Consider the following 16,381-nt stretch of genomic DNA (forward strand, 5'->3'; position numbering starts at 1 on the left):
TGGGCCTAGGTAGTTCAACTCCAACCGCGGCACGATCAAAGAATTATGATTCTGACTAAATTCATGATTCAACAGTTCTCGCAAATCCTTCATCCTATTGATAACGGCGAAAGTGGGGAACGCTAGACTGTGGGTGTGACACTTCCTTGAAAGCTGCCTACGAATGGCACCAAGGCCAGTATCGCAAGGTCCCCAACGGCGAACCAGAAACCATTCCGTACATTTCGCATGTGTTGGGGGTGGCGTCCATCGCCCTGGAGTTCGGTGCGACCGAAACGGAAGCCATCGCGGCCCTCCTGCATGACGCCCTGGAGGTCGGTCGCCCCAGGCTGGGATGGGTGGACAGCTCTCCCCTGATCTGCCCAGGAGGGCTCAGCCCCACACCTGCCAGATCGAGTCAGATGATGCCTCGGCACTGTCGGCACCTGATGTGCTGATCACTCCCACATCCTTAACGGAGGCCTTCCTGCTCCGGCTCTGGGGTGTCCATCAGGATCAGTCCGCCAGAAGCTGGGCCTGCCTCTTCCAATCGCCGTGCCCCTGGTCCTCCTTCGGGGTGACCATCATCCCCGTGCGTCTGGTAGAGCTTGATGAACTTCGCGCAGCCGTTATTAACCTGCTCTTTAGTGGCGCCAGGCTTCAGGTACGTCTTGGGCTTGCTGGCAGCCTTCGTCAGGCCCAGCGTGGCCATCGCCTCGTCCCCACACCACAGGAACCGCCTCGGCCTTGACGTCACCGTACTGCCAGCTCTCAGGGGCGTGGGACGCGCCGTGCAGATCGCTGCCGATGGCGCAGACACTGGCGAACGTCGGCAGCGCTGAGGCCGCCTGTAGACTGCCAGCCCAGTACCAGCCGTTCTTGAGTAGCCCTTTGAGCGGCGCTCAAGTTGTCGAGCGGCGCTTGACCGGCGTACTCCCATTGAAGGCAGGTACGTCAGGCAGGCGGATGCTGCGACACGCGTTCAAGGATGCGCTTCCTCCGCGGCCGGCTGGGCTGACGGCATGGCTCTCAGGCCTATTCAAGTGGATGTGACTCTGCATGCAAGCCACCATGTGGGGGTGCTTTATAGTGGCGGGCAATGTCCGACTCTGGCCTCTCGACGCCTGCCACACTGTCGGATGAAGTGATCCGGCTGCGTGAGGCCCTGGCGGCCGCTCAGCAACAGAACGAGGTGCTGTCCACCTTCGTGGCCCTGAGTGAGGCCGCGGCCACCACCGATGACGTGACCGCGCTGGCGCGCCACGTCGGGGGCGTGCTTCGCCGCAACATCCCCAACCTGTTGGCGGTCTACTTCACGTGCCAGGGCGAGCGCTGGGAGGCCGATGTGGTCAGCGACGCGGTCCCCCCTGAGTTCATGGTGCTGCTCCGGTCTGGGCTGCCCCTGGACACGCCGTTCCTGGCCCAGACGGTGGCCGCCCGCACGCCGCAGTTCTTTGACCACTGGAACTCGGCAGAGCAGGGCATGCCGTATGCCGAGCAGTTCCAGGCGGCGGGCGTGGCGCCGTTCTTCCAGGGGCATCAGCCTGCTGCACTGCTCGTGGTGGGCCTGGTGGGTCAGGCCGTGTGGACCGCGCAGCAGCGGCAACTGTTCACGGCGGTGTATCGGGCGCTGTACAGCGCTCAGCAGCGTAAAGCCCTGGGCCAGGAACAGCAGCGCGCCCTGGAAGCGTTCATGACGCTGACCGAGGCCATCGGCCTGGAGACGGACCGGGTCCAACTGGCGGAGCGGGCCAGCGAATTGTTCCTGGCCTCCATGCCGGACTGGTCCACCGGCTACTACGAATGGAACGGCAGGTTGTGGCGGGCGCGGCATACCAACGTGCCCGACCCCGTCCTGCGCGACGCGCTGTTCGCGGGCATACCGGCGTCCACCCGTGGTCTGTCTGAGGCCGTGGAGACCAGGGGGCCAGTGTTCTTTGACCGGTTGGGGGCCCACGACGAGCTCGTCGCGGGGGCCGGGTCCTCCCTTGCGGCGGCCTTTATCCCGTACTTCCGGGACGGTCAGCCAGTGGCCATGTTCGCCATCAGCAGTGAGCAGTATCAGATGTGGCTACCTGAGGACCGGGCCCTGTTCGAGGCTGTCGGCCGCAGTCTGGGGCTGGGGCTGGAACGGGCTTGGCAAGCCCAGGATCTAGAGGAGCAACGCGGCGAGTTGCAGGCGGCCAACGAGGACCTCGAAGCGTTCGCCTACAGCGTTTCGCATGACCTGCGGACTCCCGTGCGGCACGTCAAGGGTTTTACCGAGTTGGGCCGCCGCGCCATGGCCCAGGGGCAACTGGACAAAGTGGAGCGTGCCTTCCAGGTCATGGAGGGGGCCGCCGATCAGATGAACCGCATGATTGACGCGATGCTGGCCCTATCGCACAGCACCCTGCAACCGCTGGCCCAGGCCAAGGTCAACCTAAGCGCACTGGTAGACCAGGCCCGCCAGGATGTCGCAGACGAGAGCGGGGGCCGCCAGATCGAGTGGTATGTGGCGCCGCTGCCGCAGGTCACGGGGGACGCGGCGACCTTACAGCAGGTGCTGACCAACCTGCTGAGCAACGCCGTGAAGTTCACCCGCATCCGTGAGCGGGCGGTCATCGAAATCGGTGCGCAGGCAGGAGATGAGGCGTGGACGGTGTGGGTGCGCGACAACGGGGTGGGCTTCGAGCCAGCGTACGCAGACCGGCTGTTCAGCCCCTTTCAGCGCCTGCACGGGCAGAGCGAGTTCGAGGGCACGGGCGTCGGGCTGGCGACCGTGCGCCGCATCATCGTGCGCCATGGAGGCCGCATCTGGGCGGACAGCGTGCCAGGGCAAGGCACCACGTTCTCATTCACGCTGCCCCACGTCCGCTGAAGCTGGAGGACGGCGAACCCAGCCAAGTCGCGGACTCTTTGGCAGTGGTGGCGCCCTCCGCGTTCGCCTGATGCTGACCCTCGAGCCTGGGCGTGAGCGGCGACGCCAGACATGGAAAAAGCGGCCCGAAGGCCCATCTTTTCCCGTTCGAAGCGCAAAAACCCACCCTCCGCGTTCGGGGGGTGGGTTTTGAATGAAAGTTCAGTCTGCGGAGAGTGCTTCGCTGCTGCCGCCCACTGCGGGAGCTGGTGGGGTGCCTTCTCCGCGCATCTTGGCGAGTACCCGCTCGCGGATTTCTTCGAGCAGGTCTGTCCGCCCTTCCAAGAACGCGACCGCTTTCTCCTTGCCCTGTCCGATGCGCTCCTCCCCGTAAGAGTAGAAGCTGCCGGCTTTCTTGATGACCTCGTAGGTGGTTGCCAGCGTCACCAAGTCGTCCATCGCGTCAAAGCCGTGACCATACTTGATGGTGAGTTCGACTTCCTTGAACGGAGGCGCGACCTTGTTCTTGACGGTCTTGACCTTGACGGTGTGCGACACGGCAACATTATCAACCATGTTGGACTTGCCGCCGACCTTGCGCACGTCCAGACGGACGCTGGCGTAGAACTTCAATGCTTTCCCGCCAGTGGTGGTTTCGGGGTTGCCGTACATCACTCCGATCTTCTCGCGCACCTGGTTGATGAAGATGGCGGCGGTGTTGGTGCGGCTGAGAATGGCGGTGAGCTTGCGCAGGGCTTGAGACATCAAGCGGGCCTGCAGACCGGGCAGGCTATCGCCCATGTCGCCTTCGATTTCGGCCCGCGGCGTTAGGGCGGCCACAGAGTCCACGACCACGACGTCAATCGCGCCGCTGCGGATCAGCAGTTCCATGATTTCGAGGGCCTGTTCGCCGTTGTCGGGCTGAGACACCAGCAGGGCGTCCGTATCGACGCCCAGCGCGCGGGCGTACACCGGATCCAGAGCGTGCTCGGCGTCGATAAAGGCGCAGGTGCCGCCTGCTTTCTGGCTCTGGGCGACGATGCTCAGCGCCAGCGTGGTCTTGCCGCCGGACTCGGGGCCATAGATTTCCGTGACGCGGCCTTTGGGAATGCCGCCTATCCCCAGAGCGACGTCCAAGCTGAGGCTACCGGTGCTGATGGCCTGGATGTCCAGCCGGCTGTCGGCGCCGAGCCTCATGATGGTGCCCTTGCCGAACTGCTTCTCGATCTGACTCATGGCATTTTCGATGGCTTTCTGCCGCCCAGCAGCGTCGGAGGGCACGGTCATTTCTTTGGGGTTGTCTTTGCTCATGGGAACTCCAGGGAATCTGTTGGGAAGGGGATTAGAGGACTGAGGTTATGATTGGAGCGTAATTCTAGCAGATTTCTTAGGCGAGAGGCGCAGGCGATTCGGGGGGAACTTCCAGTTAAGCTGGGGCATGCTGCCTGACGACTTGTCCCCACCCGCGTGGGCGGCTTGGTGCCCGCCCACGGTGTTGAGGGCGCATGCAGCGCTGGGCGAAACGTTTCCGCTGTAGCCGCTGCCAGAGTCACCGGGGGCCCAGCTGAAGTGCCGGAAGCTGTGGTACCGCCTTTCAGACGGTGTGCGGGCGGGCGATCCGGCCTGTGTGGCGCTGGCTGTGAACCTTATTGAAGCGCGCCTGATGACCTCGTATGCCGGGTACGCCCGCGAGCGGTTGGCCCGGGCCCTGCAGAGTGCCGCGCTGAGTGCGGATCAGGCCGCCCGGCTGTCCGCGCACTTCCTGGATCTTCTGGAGCGCGGCGAGCGCACGGCTGAATTCCGCGCGTACCTGAAATGATGGCCGGACGTCATTGTGCCGGTGCATCCGCAGCGCGTGGCGCAGCTGACCGCGGTGATGCATGACCCGCGCCTGAAGTTCCGGCGTGGTTTGGCCGCGTTGGCCGCGCGTTAGGGATAGCTTTCACGGAACGGGGCGACGGACGCGTCCGGCAGGGTCCACGGCACGCGGTAGCGCCGGCCCGAGAGGTCGAGCGCGTCGGCGGCCAGATCGCCCAGCAGCTGGATGACCGCTTCGTTGATGAGCAGCTGCAGACTCTCCCGTTGGAAGTCTCCACGCAGTGCACCGTTAATTCAGCGCAACGACGAGGCCTACGTCCAGGAAATCACGCGCTTTGCACTGACGACCCCGCTTGAGCGAGCCCGCATTGAGGCGTTGACGCTTCTGTCTGGCGTAGCGTGGCCGACCGCGTCCGTCATCCTGCATCTGTATCACCTTGAGCGATATCCCATTCTGGATTTCAGAGCGTTATGGTCTGTTCAAGCCGATCTGAAGCATGCGTACGACTTTGGCTTCTGGATGGCTTACGTTGAGTTCTGCCGGGTGCAGGCCGACGAGGCGAACGTGGACATGCGCACTCTGGATCGAGCCCTTTGGCAATACTCCAAGGAAAAGCAGCCTTGATCCACGCCCGGCTCAACCCCGTTTGAGAGGGCTACTGCTGCTGAGCCGAACCACCGGGTTAGGCCCACTGTGGAGGCACAAATTCTGCAGCCCTGAATCCCACTGGGAGGCGTAAGCGTGAACCGCAGCCTGTTGCCCAGCTCTGTTTTGAGTCACCGCCCGTCCACATTGAGCAGGTGATCGCCGTGCAGAGCGGAGGCCAGGGCGATGACCTCTTTTTCTCCAGACGCCACCGACCCCCGCAGGCCACTGGGGCCATGGCTGTCCTCGTACCAGGGCAACAGCAGCAGGCTCACCGGACGACGCAGGGTCGGCGGATCGTTGACCTCGAACAGCACGTCCGCCCAGCGGCGGTATTTTGCCGTGGGCTTGCGGTACGCCTCAAACCCGAACATTGCGTGACTGAGATCTCCCAGGTGGTAGTCGAGCCCGTACCCCCAGCGGGCAAACTTGTCGGGATTGCGCCGGATATTGGCGATGTTCTTGCTGACCTCATGCGTCTTGCCACGCCGTTCTGCCTTGCCCACATACAGAGGAATGAACGCCTGCTGCTCTCCAACCCCCATCAGGTAGACCAAGCCCGTCCAGGTTGCCTGGGTCAGCCCATCCTCGATCAGCTCGATCATGGCAGCTTCGAACACGCTGGAGTGGGTCAGGATCCGGCGGTCCCCTGCTTTCCCGCGTGGGTGCGTCCGCACCTGGAGGTCATCAGTCTCGAACAGGGGCGCGAACCGCGCGCCTGGAAACGCGTCCAGCCAGCTCTGCAGCACGCTCACCTGGCCTGCCCCTCGTGGTTCAGCAGCCGCAAGGGATAGGCGTCTGCCGCAAGGCCGACAAGCTGATACTCCACCGCGCCTATGGTGGAAGGAAAGCCTGGGAGCGGCGGAAACTGTACCTGGGTCTCCCCCACCACCAGAAGCTCCAGGTCGAAGCGAACGGTCTCGTGGCCTTCGCGCAGGAACCGCTGGCGCCAACGGGCGTAGTTGCCTTCTCCGGCCGCGAGACCTGCGAGATGCTGACTCCACCGGGTTACGGGAGAACGGGTCTTGCCCACGTAGGCAGGCGTGACCTCTTGCGGACGCCGTTCGGTCAGCACGTAGACGTATTCCGGGGCCTTTTGGCGTCCGGCCAGGCTGGTGAGGCGGGCCAACACTGTGCGGCGGTGAATGGCCTCGCCTTGCTGGGCCAGCTGCATGCTGAACGCCCCGTGCTCGGCCATCCAAGCGTCGAACAGCATCCGCTTGCGAAGGGCATCTCCATCTCCAGTCATCACTTCATTCTCCCAGACGGGGCCGCTCCCCGCTCACGGTTTGCCATGATGGGGCATGTCGGGAACCCTAGTGGTCGTGCCGTGTGGAGCGAGCAAGATCTGCTCAAGGGCTTGATCACAGCGTCTACTGCGGAGCGGCCGTGGGAACATCCAGAGCCTTTACGGCCCGTTTGAACATCTGGTAGAGGTGCGGGTACTGGCGGGGCGTGACCCGGACGTAATCGGTCAGGTTCTGTGCGTACTCTACTAGCTCAATCCCAAAGGCGAAGAAGGATTTGACCAGCTGGTCAAATCCTTTGATGGCTTTGATCGTGGCGAGGAGTCGTCGGTCTTCGGGAGACTCATAGGAAGTGCTCTGTAGGCCAGGGTAGTAATGTAACAGACGCGGTGTACGGGTCATGTGCATCCCATTACAGATACGTTAAAAATTTAAAAGACTGGGAATTCACTGGCCGGTTTCATCGGCCAAAATCCGTACCAGAGCAAGACCAAGGCCGCCCGAGCTTTCACTCAGGCGGCCCAGATGACTCGACTTACTTGAACTGGAAGTAGGCGGTCTGGGTTGTGTTGTCGAGGAACTTAACGGTCAGCTGATAACAGGAGCCAACCTTGTAAGCGGTGCTGGTCTTCCACACGTACACGTACTGTCCGGCGGCAGCGTCGTATTGCAATCCGGAAACTGTTGCGGCGGAAATTTCTTCAACGACATCGGTAGTAGCGTTGGTCGCACAGTTGACCATCAAGGCGCTGGGTGACCCTGCCAGGAAGATGTTCGGGCCTTGGTTGCCGCCCAGCTTGAACTTCACAGGAACGGCGCTTCCCACTTTGATGGTGTTGTACACGATATTGGTGCTCGTGCTCATGTCGATGGGCTGGAAGAAGCCGGTGAAGTTGTAGTTCACGGTGATCGTGAAGCTCTTGGTGGTCTTGTTGCCCGCGGCGTCGGTGGAGCTGCAGTTGACAGTGGTCGTACCAACCGACACGTTCAAAGGGCTGTCCTTGTCACAGGTGGCTGTGATTGGGCTGGTGAAGTTGTCCGTAGCTGTCGGCGCGATGAAGCTGACGAGCGCTTGGCTATTGCCCGTGGCATTCACCGTGAGGTTGCCGGAAGTCGTCAGCACGGGGAAGGTTTTGTCCATCTTCACAGCCAGGGTGGCTTCCTTGGTGTTGCCGGCAAGATCCTTACAGGTCGTGTTCACGGTGGTGCCCGCGTTGTCGTTCACGAGGTCAGGAATGGCCGTGCAGGTCACGCCGCCGCTCAGTGCATCGGTGCCAGATGTCTCGAAGCTCACGGCACTCTTGTACCAGCCACTCAGTCCGTTAGGCGCAGCCGGGTTCGGGGTAATGCTGGCGGTCGTGGGGACCGTCTTGTCAATCCGGGCGCTCAGGGTGCGGGTGGTGCTGTTCCCAGCCAGGTCAGTCACCGTGCGGGTCACGACCGTGGGGGTGCTGATGGTGGACTCGGCGCTGGCCGTGAGAGTAAAGGGCGTGTCAGAGGTGTTGGCCAGGCCAGACAGAGCGTCAGTGACGGTGAAGGTCTCGCTCAGGTCGTTGTTGCGCCAAGTGGAGTTCACCATGTCGCTGCCCGAGATCACTGGACTAGTCTTGTCGAGCTTCACGGTGACGATGTTGCTGGTCGCCGTGTTGCCAGCCTGATCGGTCACCGTGTCGCTGACAGGGGTCGTACCCTCCGCGCTGATCAGCTTGCTTGCAGGACAGGAGTCCGTTACGCCTGACATTGCATCCGAGCAGGTGAACGTGACGGTGACATTGTCGCTGTACCAGCCATTGCTATTGGGCGCGCGGTCAGCGGCGGCGCTGATAACCGGGGCGGTCTTGTCAAGCTTGATCGTCAGAACGGCTGGCACGCTGATATTCCCGGCGTTGTCCTTCACTGTTTCACTGATGGCTTTCCCGGTCGTATCAGCAGATACGGTGATTGGCTCGGGGCAAGCGTTCGTGCTGAGGCCAGAGAGGTCGTCAGCGCAGGTGAACTTGACAACGACCGTCTGATTGAACCAACCATTGACGTTCGGGGTGATGGGGGTGGTGCCGTCGGCCGCGAAGGTCGCGGCGCTGATGGTGGGCTTGGTCAGGTCGATCAGGGCACTGACCGTGCGGGTGGTCGTGTTGCCAGACACGTCGGTCACCGTCTTGCTCGCTACGGTTGGTGTGGTGGTGCTGGTCGATTGGGTGCTGACGGACAGGGTGAAAGAGGAATCAGCGGTCATTGCCAGACCAGACAGGGTGTCAGACGCAGCAAATACCTGGGCCAGCGGTTCGTTACGCCAAAGGCTGTCGCTCACGTTTCCAGGCGTCACGGTAGGAGCGGTCTTGTCGAGCTTGACATTGACGCTGTCGGGGAGGCTTTCGTTGCCAGCTTGATCTGTCACGGTAGCGCTCACCAACCGCCCGCCGAAGGGCGTGTCGGAATCGACCACGACAGCTGCTGGGCAGGTGCCCAAAGCGATATTAGAGCCGGGGGTGGCGTCCGTGCAGGTGTAGGACACCATGACATTAGCGTTGTACCAGCCAGCGGAGTTTGGCGCGCGGTCAGCGGTGGCGTTGATGACAGGCCTGGTGGCGTCGCGCTTGACGGTCATCGAGGCGTCGGCAATGTTCCCAGCGATGTCGGAGCAGGTCGTGGTGACAGTGTGGCTGGCCGAGTCGGTACGCAGGGGGGAGACAGTGGTACAGGTGGCTGGGCCGCTCAGAGCATCAGTGTTGGCGCCGACGAAGCTCACGTCCGTCTTGTACCAACCGTTCAGGCCATCCGGCGTGGCAGGAGTGGACGCCAAGCTGGGCGTCGGAGCAGTCTTGTCGAGCTTCACCAGTGCGGAGGCGCTGGCCGTGTTACCGGCACGGTCGGTGACCGTATGACTCACGGTCTGTCCGGCAGTCTCGCTGCTCACGACCACAGGAGCTGGGCAGTCGCCATCCGAACAGGTGAAGATCACTGTTGTGTTGCTGTTGTTCCAGCCAGCAGCGTTCGGCGTGGGAGAAACAGTGGCCGAGATGGTCGGTGCGGTCTTGTCCACTTTCACGGTCAGGCTCTCAAGATCGCTGGTGTTACCGGCGTTGTCTTTAACGGCGCCGCTGACGGTCTGTCCGCTGTCGCCTGTGTCGCTGTTCGCACCCACTGTCACAGCTTCTGGGCAGGCGCCCTCGCCACTGGCGACGATGCCCGAGTGAGCGTCAGTGCAAGTGAACTTGACAACCACCGGCTGTTTGAACCAGCCATTGGCGTTCGGGGTGATGGGGGTGGTGCCGTCGGCCGCGAAGGTCGCGGCGCTGATGGTGGGCTTAGCCAGGTCGATTAGAGCACTGACCGTGCGGGTGGTCGTATTACCAGACACGTCGGTCACCGTCTTGCTCGCCACAGTCGGTGTGGTGGCGTTCGCTGACTGAGCACTGGCGGTCAGGGTAAATGAGGCGTCGGAAGCAACTGCAAGGCCAGAACCGGCGTCGGAAGCCATAAAGGCTTGAGCCAACGGGGTGTTACGCCAAGTGTTCTGCGTAATATTTCCAGGGGTGACGGTCGGCGCGATCGTGTCACTGACGACCACTTGGAAGCTCGCCGGAGTGGTCAGAACCTGATCTGCCGTTCCGTCGGTGCGTCTCCCGCTATCTATGGCTGAACAGGTGATCGTGGTGGAACCTATCGGCAGGTTCAAGCTGCCCTGGTAAGCCTTCGCATCAGCTGGGGTCACGCTGTTGGGAGCATTGACCATAGGAATCGTGGTTGTTCCTACCTTACAGGTTGGGGCGAGGACACCATCTTCTTTGTCGCTGGACAACACCACGAAGCTATAGGGCGTGTTTTGGCCTGTGGCTTCTTTGCTGTCGTTGTTGGGGATGGTTAAGACCGGCGCCGTGTTGGCATCTGCACAACTCGCCACTTTCACGAACACTGTCGCCGTGCCACTTCCCCCATTACCAATTTCCAATGGGTGAGCCCCTGCTGGTGATGGCAGAGGCGTTGCTACCGTCGGCCTTTCGCTAAATGAGCTCCCTGTGTTTACAGGGGCGCCATTGATGACGATCTCAATCGGGACGGAGTATGAGGTCTGGTCATTAGGGTCCGTCTGCGCGGCTACGCTGATTCTTTTCGACGCCTCAGCTCCCCAACTTATCGTGCTACCATTCCATGTCCCAATGAACTTGCTCTTCACCTCGATGCTGTAGCCAGAGCTCTGCCTTCCCTTGACACGGAAGGTCATGGTGCCTGTGGTGGGAGCCGTAGACCCAGAGCAAACAGAAATCGACGTTGTGGCAGAAGCGCCTATCCCGTTCTGATTGTCTTGAACTATTCCCTGTGCCTTTAACGTACCGGATGACACATTTGCCACGTCCGCTACTGACGAGGTGGTCGTCGCCGTGGTGTTAGCCGCTTTCGGCGTTGCATCCTGCGAACAGCCGGCCAACGCGAGCATCGTGAGAATTGGTACCAGAGGGCTGCCTGTCTTCATAAAGGCTCCTTACTGGGCGGGTCTCACCACTCGCTCGCTTTGCCCCAGGTGACCGGATACAGGACAAAGGTCTTCGCGGCCCATCGAATGCCCACAGGGACATCCGAAATGAGGTCGTTCACACCGGGTTTACTTGTGGTTAAAGGTTACTTTAATCCTCTCCTAATAGGGTGGAATTTATCACCTTCACACATTAGACTCACCTTCATTAAGGTCATGGAGCGGGGGAGCCCAGTGTGCAGATCCGTGCCCAACTCCTCACGGCTTTCAAGTGATCTCTACTCATGTCCTCCGGCGTTGTTGCACCAAGGACCTGAATGAAACTCAGCGCCAGACGCTCAGCGATGCGCTGTCGCACGACAGCGAGATCGGCAGTTTTGTCTTTGCCGCCATGAAATACGTCGCCGTGGCTCGGTCGCTGCGGAAAACGAAATTCTCCTTGTTTGAACACCGTTATTTCCGGATGTTCAAAGAAAACGAAACGCTGATTCCCACCGCCACAGAGTGCCTGCAGGGCCTAGTGGACACCACCGTCACCCTCCGCACCGTCCGCCCCCGCCTGTTGCATACGCAGCCTGCGCTCCACGGCAGCGTCGATGTCGACATTGCCCTGAAACTCTTCCAGAACTAGCGGTTCGGTACCGGCTCGCTTCAACACAGTCCTGCTGCAGTTCACATGGGGCTTCACTCCTTGGCCCCCAGACGCCCGCGCCGCTTCTTACCCTGGGGTGCGTGGCGCCCGGCGCTCCTGCCACCTGTGCTCCCTGTGTCCTGGCGGGGATGGGATCACTGTGAACTGAGATTGAAACGGCACAAACGCACCGCCCTTTGCGCTGTCGACCCCTATTTGTAGTGAGAAGCCATACGACATCTATGAAACTAAAACGACATGTTGCTCTAAGAGGGGTTGGGAGGCTGGTTTTCCTGTGTTCGGAGGGTGGACTGTTGCACTCATCATGTCGTTGCAGGTGGAAGACACCATCAGGAGACTGATCAATCCACAAATAACTCGTGCTGGAGAGCGTTAACGCTCTCCAGCACAACGGGCGACATACTCAGTTAGACAACGACAGTTTCACTAGAATTTGACAACCGCTGCCACTGCTGAGCGAGCAGTTGATGAAGCCTGGCACCCACATGCCTCACACGACGGCACCCACAACACTTTGCAGGCGACCCTCCCTGAGCTACCGCACCACCCTGTGGCACACCTCAAAGTTGCCGTGCCAGACAACTGACTGCTTAGGTCAATGGGTTTCAAAATGGGGTTGCGACCGTAAGGCACGAACAAGGCACGCGGCCATCTGGCACTGAGAAACAAAAGAGAAAAACCCCGTCCAGGACGAGGTTTATGGTGGTGCGCCTGAAGGGATTCGAACCCCTGGCCTTCTGATCCGTAGTCAGACCAACTCAAAAAATGGCTTCAGCCCCTCGCGCAGACCCCTGCTACACGTCAAATGTATCACGCCCAGAATACGACAGAAACGCGTGGAGCAACTGATTGACCAAAGCGTGCACTGCATAACGGGATGCATAGGGCACGGGCGAAAGGCCGGCAGAAGAGCGCCCCACCCTTCCACGGGTGGGGCGCTTCAGGCAGGGCGGGCTACTCCAACACACCGTTCCGCACGACCATTGAGAAGAGCTCGTCCTCGCCGTCAGACAGCGCCAACCAGAAGTCTTCCGCGTCCGTCGGCACCCCCGCCTCCCCGTCCGTCATCAGCACTTGCAAGTCATACTCCGAGTCAGCAACCAGCATCTGCATGCCGCCCCCGGTGTCACTGGGATAGAACTCCAGATCATTGGTCAGAGTGCCCCAGTCAATGCCACGCAGGTCAAGCAGAACGGTGTCTTGCTCGTCGCCGGCAAGCTCATAGGCCCGGCAGAGGATGTCTTCTGGCACAGTCATCCCGGCATTCTACGGGTTCAGTGCGCACCAGACATATGTCCGATCGACACCACAACAAGTGCCCCCGCCTGTGCTTCAGGCGGGGGAAGGGTACGCGAGGGCAAGCTGGACGAACTCCAGAGCGCGGTCCTTCCGCGCGGGGTCACCGTTCGTCTCGCTTGGATCAGCACGACAGCCACCGCACGCACCACTGCCGCGCCGCCGTCCACCATCATCAGGCGCGCGAGCCGGGCGGGGGTGAGTGAGGAGTCACTGCTCAACGCGTGCGCGATCTCTGTGCAGCAGTGTCGACGCTCTGGCGGGCCTCTCTTACCTCTGGGGCGCTGAGATCCTGGGTGTCGGTCAGGACACTGAGCCGGGCAGCGAGGTCACCGCCGACCGCCACGAGCCTGGCCTCGGCCGGAGTGTAGTCGTCGGATACCGTTTGTTCGGTTTGGTCTTCCAAGCACATAGGTGGCACACCGTGGGTGGAGACGCCCATGCACACGTGACGCGCCCCGCTCGATCGGCGGGGCGCTGGGGCAGGCGGGGAGGTCAGCTGTAGTCCACGTGTGCTAACGGCCTCCGCAGGGGCGCGGGCGACCCCAGCGCAGCACCCAGGGCGGCGAGCGCGTCCTGCCTACCGATGAGCTACCAGAGCAGCGGCCGACGAGAGACTCGGACGGGCGATTGCAGAGAGAACCTCAATACGCCAGCGCGGCGGTCATGAAGGCGATGATCCGCGCGTCCTGCCGCGCACTCTGAGCCATGTCGGGCTGGGTGTAATAAAGCCAGATGCTCGCCCGCCGCGCCACTGCCCGAACAGCCGGACCGCCGCCACCGAGAGCCAGCAGCTGGGCGAGTTCCTCGGGCGTGATGGGGTTTCGGTCAGAATCAATACCGGACTCCAGTACACGGCACAAGTCCTCCGTCAGACGCTCCATAGTCTGTTCCGCACGCTTGCCGTTGTGAATCGCTAGCTCTTCAACGGACAAGCCCAGAGCCGCAGCTGCGTGCTCCACGGCATCAATAGCGGCACATACACCAGCCAGCTCAGCGCCAGCCAAGACGAGCCGGAGGTGTGCCGGAGACAGAGGTAGAGCAGAGTCAGTGTCGTGGCTTGTCATGCCCACAGACTTGCATGCCACCGGAGCGGAGAACCTCAATACACCAAGGCGGCGGTAATGAACTCAATTCCACGTGCAGCACGCTCTAAGGCCTCTTCCTGATTTGGGCGGGATGGGCACCGACCTGGGCGAGCAGGTCGGCGGCCGGCACGCTGAGCGCGGCTGCCAGCTGAGTGACAGCGTCAACGCGGGCTAGGGCGCCAGCGAGTTCAGCACCCTCAAGCGCGAGCCGCAGGTCCTCCGGAGAGAGCGGTAGGACCGAGGCGATGTCTTGGCTTGTCGTCATGCCATAGGTTCGCACGGCGACCCCCTGAGACATACCTGGGGCGTTCGAGAGGCGGATGCCTACATCGACGCCGATGGTGTCGTGACGATACGCGAGGGGCAGCCACCGAGGCGGAACGCGCACGGTGAAGGTCAATAGCCAGATCGCTTGACCGTCGACATCAATCTGGCAGGTGAGGTCAGCAAACCCGGCGCGGTGAGGCCGGGTCCGCTGTACCGCAGGCTGCCCTGCGCAACGGCAGATCACTGGACCGTGCAGGCGGATCAGGTCGTGCAGTTGGGTAAGAGCAGCGGGGGAACCGGCGGTGTCCGCCGTGCGGATGGTCTCCAGTTGTTGCTGCACGGCACGGAGATGGTCGTTGCCGATGCAGACGAGCGCTTCAGTAAGCCCGAGGGGAACCCGCCACAGGTCAGCTACGATGGGGTCGGGTTGCCCGGTGATATGCACGTGCATATCACCAATAGCCTGGATGTGGAGGTCCAGCGGCAGACTGGGTTCCGAGGTATACGCCGGGTCTTGCGGCCGCTTAAATCGGGTGTGGAATTGAGAAATGACGCTGGGCCAGACCCCAGGCGGAAGGCTGGCTTTCAGCGACGGGGCACATAACTTCAATAAATACTCCACCTCGTCCTGCGTGAGAGCAGGCGCACCGGCCCGGAGAGTGGTGTCGTGCAGGACCATAGTCAAAGCCTGATCTGCCTGAGTGAGCGCGGCCAACCAGGCACGAAAGTGAAAAATCTAGAAAGGATGGAGCCAACACAACAGCAGACAACCGTTAAACGGCTGTTTCGTGTCGGTCATGGTTCCCCTTTGGTTTCTTCGTCTACGTCCACAGGCACGTTTTTATTTGGAGCCATTCGTCTGGATCTGGAGAGCATGGCGTGGCTTCACGACGGCTGAGCCTCCCAAGACGCTGCTCGCGTTGCTCAGGTCTGTGGGACAGGGAACAGCCCCTCTCGCTCTATGTCACGTAAACGCCGTCCACACGGGCATTCTTTTTAAGAGTCAACGGAGTACCAATAAGTCGAGCTGTACCGACCCCGTATCCTCCTTGCCCCTGCCTCGGCATAGGATGACGATCTGATGGTCAACCTCTACGAACTCGCCCTCAGCCAGGAGTGGGAGCGCCTTCGACAGGAAGTCGCCACCCAGAGATACCCAGTCGAAGACTTGACGAACGCACTTGTTCGAGCGGTGTTCTTCCAGAACTTCGATGTGTCAGCGTTTCTCCTCACAGCCGGTGCAGACCCAAATGGCAGTTACGACGGTACTAGATTCCCGCCATTGAGCGCCGCCGTCGAGAACGCCTGGCGAGAGGGTGTGGAACTCCTGCTGGCCCATGGTGCGGATATCAATGTGCGCAAATACGGCGGTTGGACGCCCCTGATTCATGCCGTGGACGTAGAGTACGACGGCGCTGTACAAAGTGACGAACAGCCCAGCCTGGATCTCCTTCAGTTCCTGCTTGAACGTGGCGCCGACCGGAAGTTGCGCGACGATCAAGGCCACACAGCCGCTGACCACGCACGTCTTTACGCCTGGAGCGAAGGCGCTGAATTTCTCTCGTCAGTTTGAAAGTGCGCCTGACGAACAGCCGTCAGCTATAGTTGGGAAAGCTCAGCAAGTCGGCCACGGACCAAACACGTGTGGCGATTCCTCTCGCCAGGGCGGGGGAACGCTGTTGGTCCTGTCTCCTCCCTTGTGGCTCAGGCAGCCTGGTACGAAGCCCGCGCTGCTGGTTACACCAGTTGTAGATCCCCATGCACAGCTGACTCACTGCACGACGCATCAACGGTGTACGGGCAAAGGCCAAGCTGCTCCTGGCGTCAAAGGCGCTCATTCGTCTGGCGGTGCCGTTCTGTCGCTCCACGCGAAGCATTCCGGGTCTGATACCCGAGCTGCTCGACCTCAGCGTCTCCCCTCGACCAACTCATATGGGCGAGTCGTTAAAAAACTTCCACGACTCGCCGTCCTTCCCTTCGCTTTACGATCAACACATGCGCCAGCGTGCGAGGCACAGGGAAGCGAAGCTTCCTGAAGCGCCCCAGTGATCCCTTTTGGGTTGGTCGGTACGGCACCC

At 61.4% G+C, this 16,381-nt stretch carries 15 protein-coding genes and 1 riboswitch; of the genes, 5 read left to right on the forward strand and 10 right to left on the reverse strand.

Annotation, left to right across the window (positions count from 1 at the left end):
- Positions 1–451 precede the first annotated feature (451 nt).
- A complete protein-coding gene (locus M1R55_RS19605) occupies positions 452–691 on the reverse strand; it encodes a hypothetical protein (RefSeq protein WP_249395116.1) in 240 nt (79 codons plus the stop codon).
- 387 nt (positions 692–1,078) lie between these two features.
- Between M1R55_RS19605 and M1R55_RS19610 the strand changes: the two genes are divergently transcribed.
- Positions 1,079–2,839 carry an ATP-binding protein gene (locus M1R55_RS19610; protein WP_249395117.1) on the forward strand — a complete coding sequence of 587 codons (1,761 nt, stop codon included), beginning with the start codon at positions 1,079–1,081 and terminating at the stop codon, positions 2,837–2,839.
- A 201-nt stretch (positions 2,840–3,040) separates the two neighbouring features.
- On the opposite strand, the gene recA is transcribed toward M1R55_RS19610, so the two are convergent.
- A complete protein-coding gene (gene recA, locus M1R55_RS19615) occupies positions 3,041–4,129 on the reverse strand; it encodes a recombinase RecA (RefSeq protein WP_305880279.1) in 1,089 nt (362 codons plus the stop codon).
- Between the two features lie 328 nt (positions 4,130–4,457).
- Between recA and M1R55_RS19620 the strand changes: the two genes are divergently transcribed.
- Both M1R55_RS19620 and M1R55_RS19625 read left to right on the forward strand, forming a co-directional pair.
- Positions 4,458–4,637 carry a hypothetical protein gene (locus M1R55_RS19620; protein ID WP_249395118.1) on the forward strand — a complete coding sequence of 60 codons (180 nt, stop codon included), beginning with the start codon at positions 4,458–4,460 and terminating at the stop codon, positions 4,635–4,637.
- A gap of 225 nt (positions 4,638–4,862) precedes the next feature.
- The gene (locus M1R55_RS19625) at positions 4,863–5,261 is read left to right on the forward strand and encodes a hypothetical protein (RefSeq protein ID WP_249395119.1); all 399 of its coding nucleotides are present in this window, start codon (positions 4,863–4,865) and stop codon (positions 5,259–5,261) included.
- Between the two features lie 152 nt (positions 5,262–5,413).
- On the opposite strand, the gene M1R55_RS19630 is transcribed toward M1R55_RS19625, so the two are convergent.
- From M1R55_RS19630 to M1R55_RS19645, 4 genes are all read right to left on the reverse strand, one after another.
- A complete protein-coding gene (locus M1R55_RS19630) occupies positions 5,414–6,037 on the reverse strand; it encodes a hypothetical protein (RefSeq protein ID WP_249395120.1) in 624 nt (207 codons plus the stop codon).
- Positions 6,034–6,531, reverse strand: a complete 498-nt coding sequence (locus M1R55_RS19635) for a GIY-YIG nuclease family protein (RefSeq protein ID WP_249395121.1) — start codon at positions 6,529–6,531, stop codon at positions 6,034–6,036. Before M1R55_RS19635 ends, M1R55_RS19630 begins: the two co-directional genes overlap by 4 nt.
- 124 nt (positions 6,532–6,655) lie before the next feature.
- Entirely contained in the window at positions 6,656–6,931 is a 276-nt protein-coding gene (locus M1R55_RS19640; RefSeq protein ID WP_249395122.1) for a hypothetical protein, read from the reverse strand.
- Positions 6,932–7,064: 133 nt separating this feature from the next.
- Positions 7,065–10,751, reverse strand: coding sequence for a PxKF domain-containing protein (locus M1R55_RS19645; protein WP_249395123.1), 3,687 nt, complete (start codon positions 10,749–10,751; stop codon positions 7,065–7,067).
- A gap of 255 nt (positions 10,752–11,006) precedes the next feature.
- Positions 11,007–11,090: riboswitch (cyclic di-GMP riboswitch) on the reverse strand.
- A 181-nt stretch (positions 11,091–11,271) separates the two neighbouring features.
- Between M1R55_RS19645 and M1R55_RS19650 the strand changes: the two genes are divergently transcribed.
- A complete protein-coding gene (locus M1R55_RS19650) occupies positions 11,272–11,631 on the forward strand; it encodes a hypothetical protein (RefSeq protein WP_249395124.1) in 360 nt (119 codons plus the stop codon).
- A 975-nt stretch (positions 11,632–12,606) separates the two neighbouring features.
- On the opposite strand, the gene M1R55_RS19655 is transcribed toward M1R55_RS19650, so the two are convergent.
- From M1R55_RS19655 to M1R55_RS19670, 4 genes are all read right to left on the reverse strand, one after another.
- Positions 12,607–12,909 (reverse strand): hypothetical protein, encoded by a 303-nt coding sequence (locus M1R55_RS19655; protein ID WP_249395125.1) that lies wholly within the window; start codon positions 12,907–12,909, stop codon positions 12,607–12,609.
- A gap of 256 nt (positions 12,910–13,165) precedes the next feature.
- Positions 13,166–13,354, reverse strand: a complete 189-nt coding sequence (locus M1R55_RS19660) for a hypothetical protein (RefSeq protein WP_249395126.1) — start codon at positions 13,352–13,354, stop codon at positions 13,166–13,168.
- A 238-nt stretch (positions 13,355–13,592) separates the two neighbouring features.
- Positions 13,593–13,832: a hypothetical protein gene (locus M1R55_RS19665; RefSeq protein ID WP_249395127.1), complete on the reverse strand. Its 240-nt coding sequence runs from the start codon at positions 13,830–13,832 to the stop codon at positions 13,593–13,595.
- 268 nt (positions 13,833–14,100) lie between these two features.
- Positions 14,101–14,982, reverse strand: coding sequence for a hypothetical protein (locus M1R55_RS19670; RefSeq protein WP_249395128.1), 882 nt, complete (start codon positions 14,980–14,982; stop codon positions 14,101–14,103).
- A 402-nt stretch (positions 14,983–15,384) separates the two neighbouring features.
- On the opposite strand from M1R55_RS19670, the gene M1R55_RS19675 reads away from it, so the two are divergent.
- On the forward strand, positions 15,385–15,876 hold the full coding sequence (locus M1R55_RS19675; RefSeq protein ID WP_249395129.1) for an ankyrin repeat domain-containing protein: 492 nt from the start codon (positions 15,385–15,387) through the stop codon (positions 15,874–15,876).
- Positions 15,877–16,381: the final 505 nt, after the last annotated feature.

It is taken from the genome of Deinococcus sp. QL22, from assembly GCF_023370075.1.
Taxonomy (GTDB): Bacteria; Deinococcota; Deinococci; order Deinococcales; family Deinococcaceae; genus Deinococcus.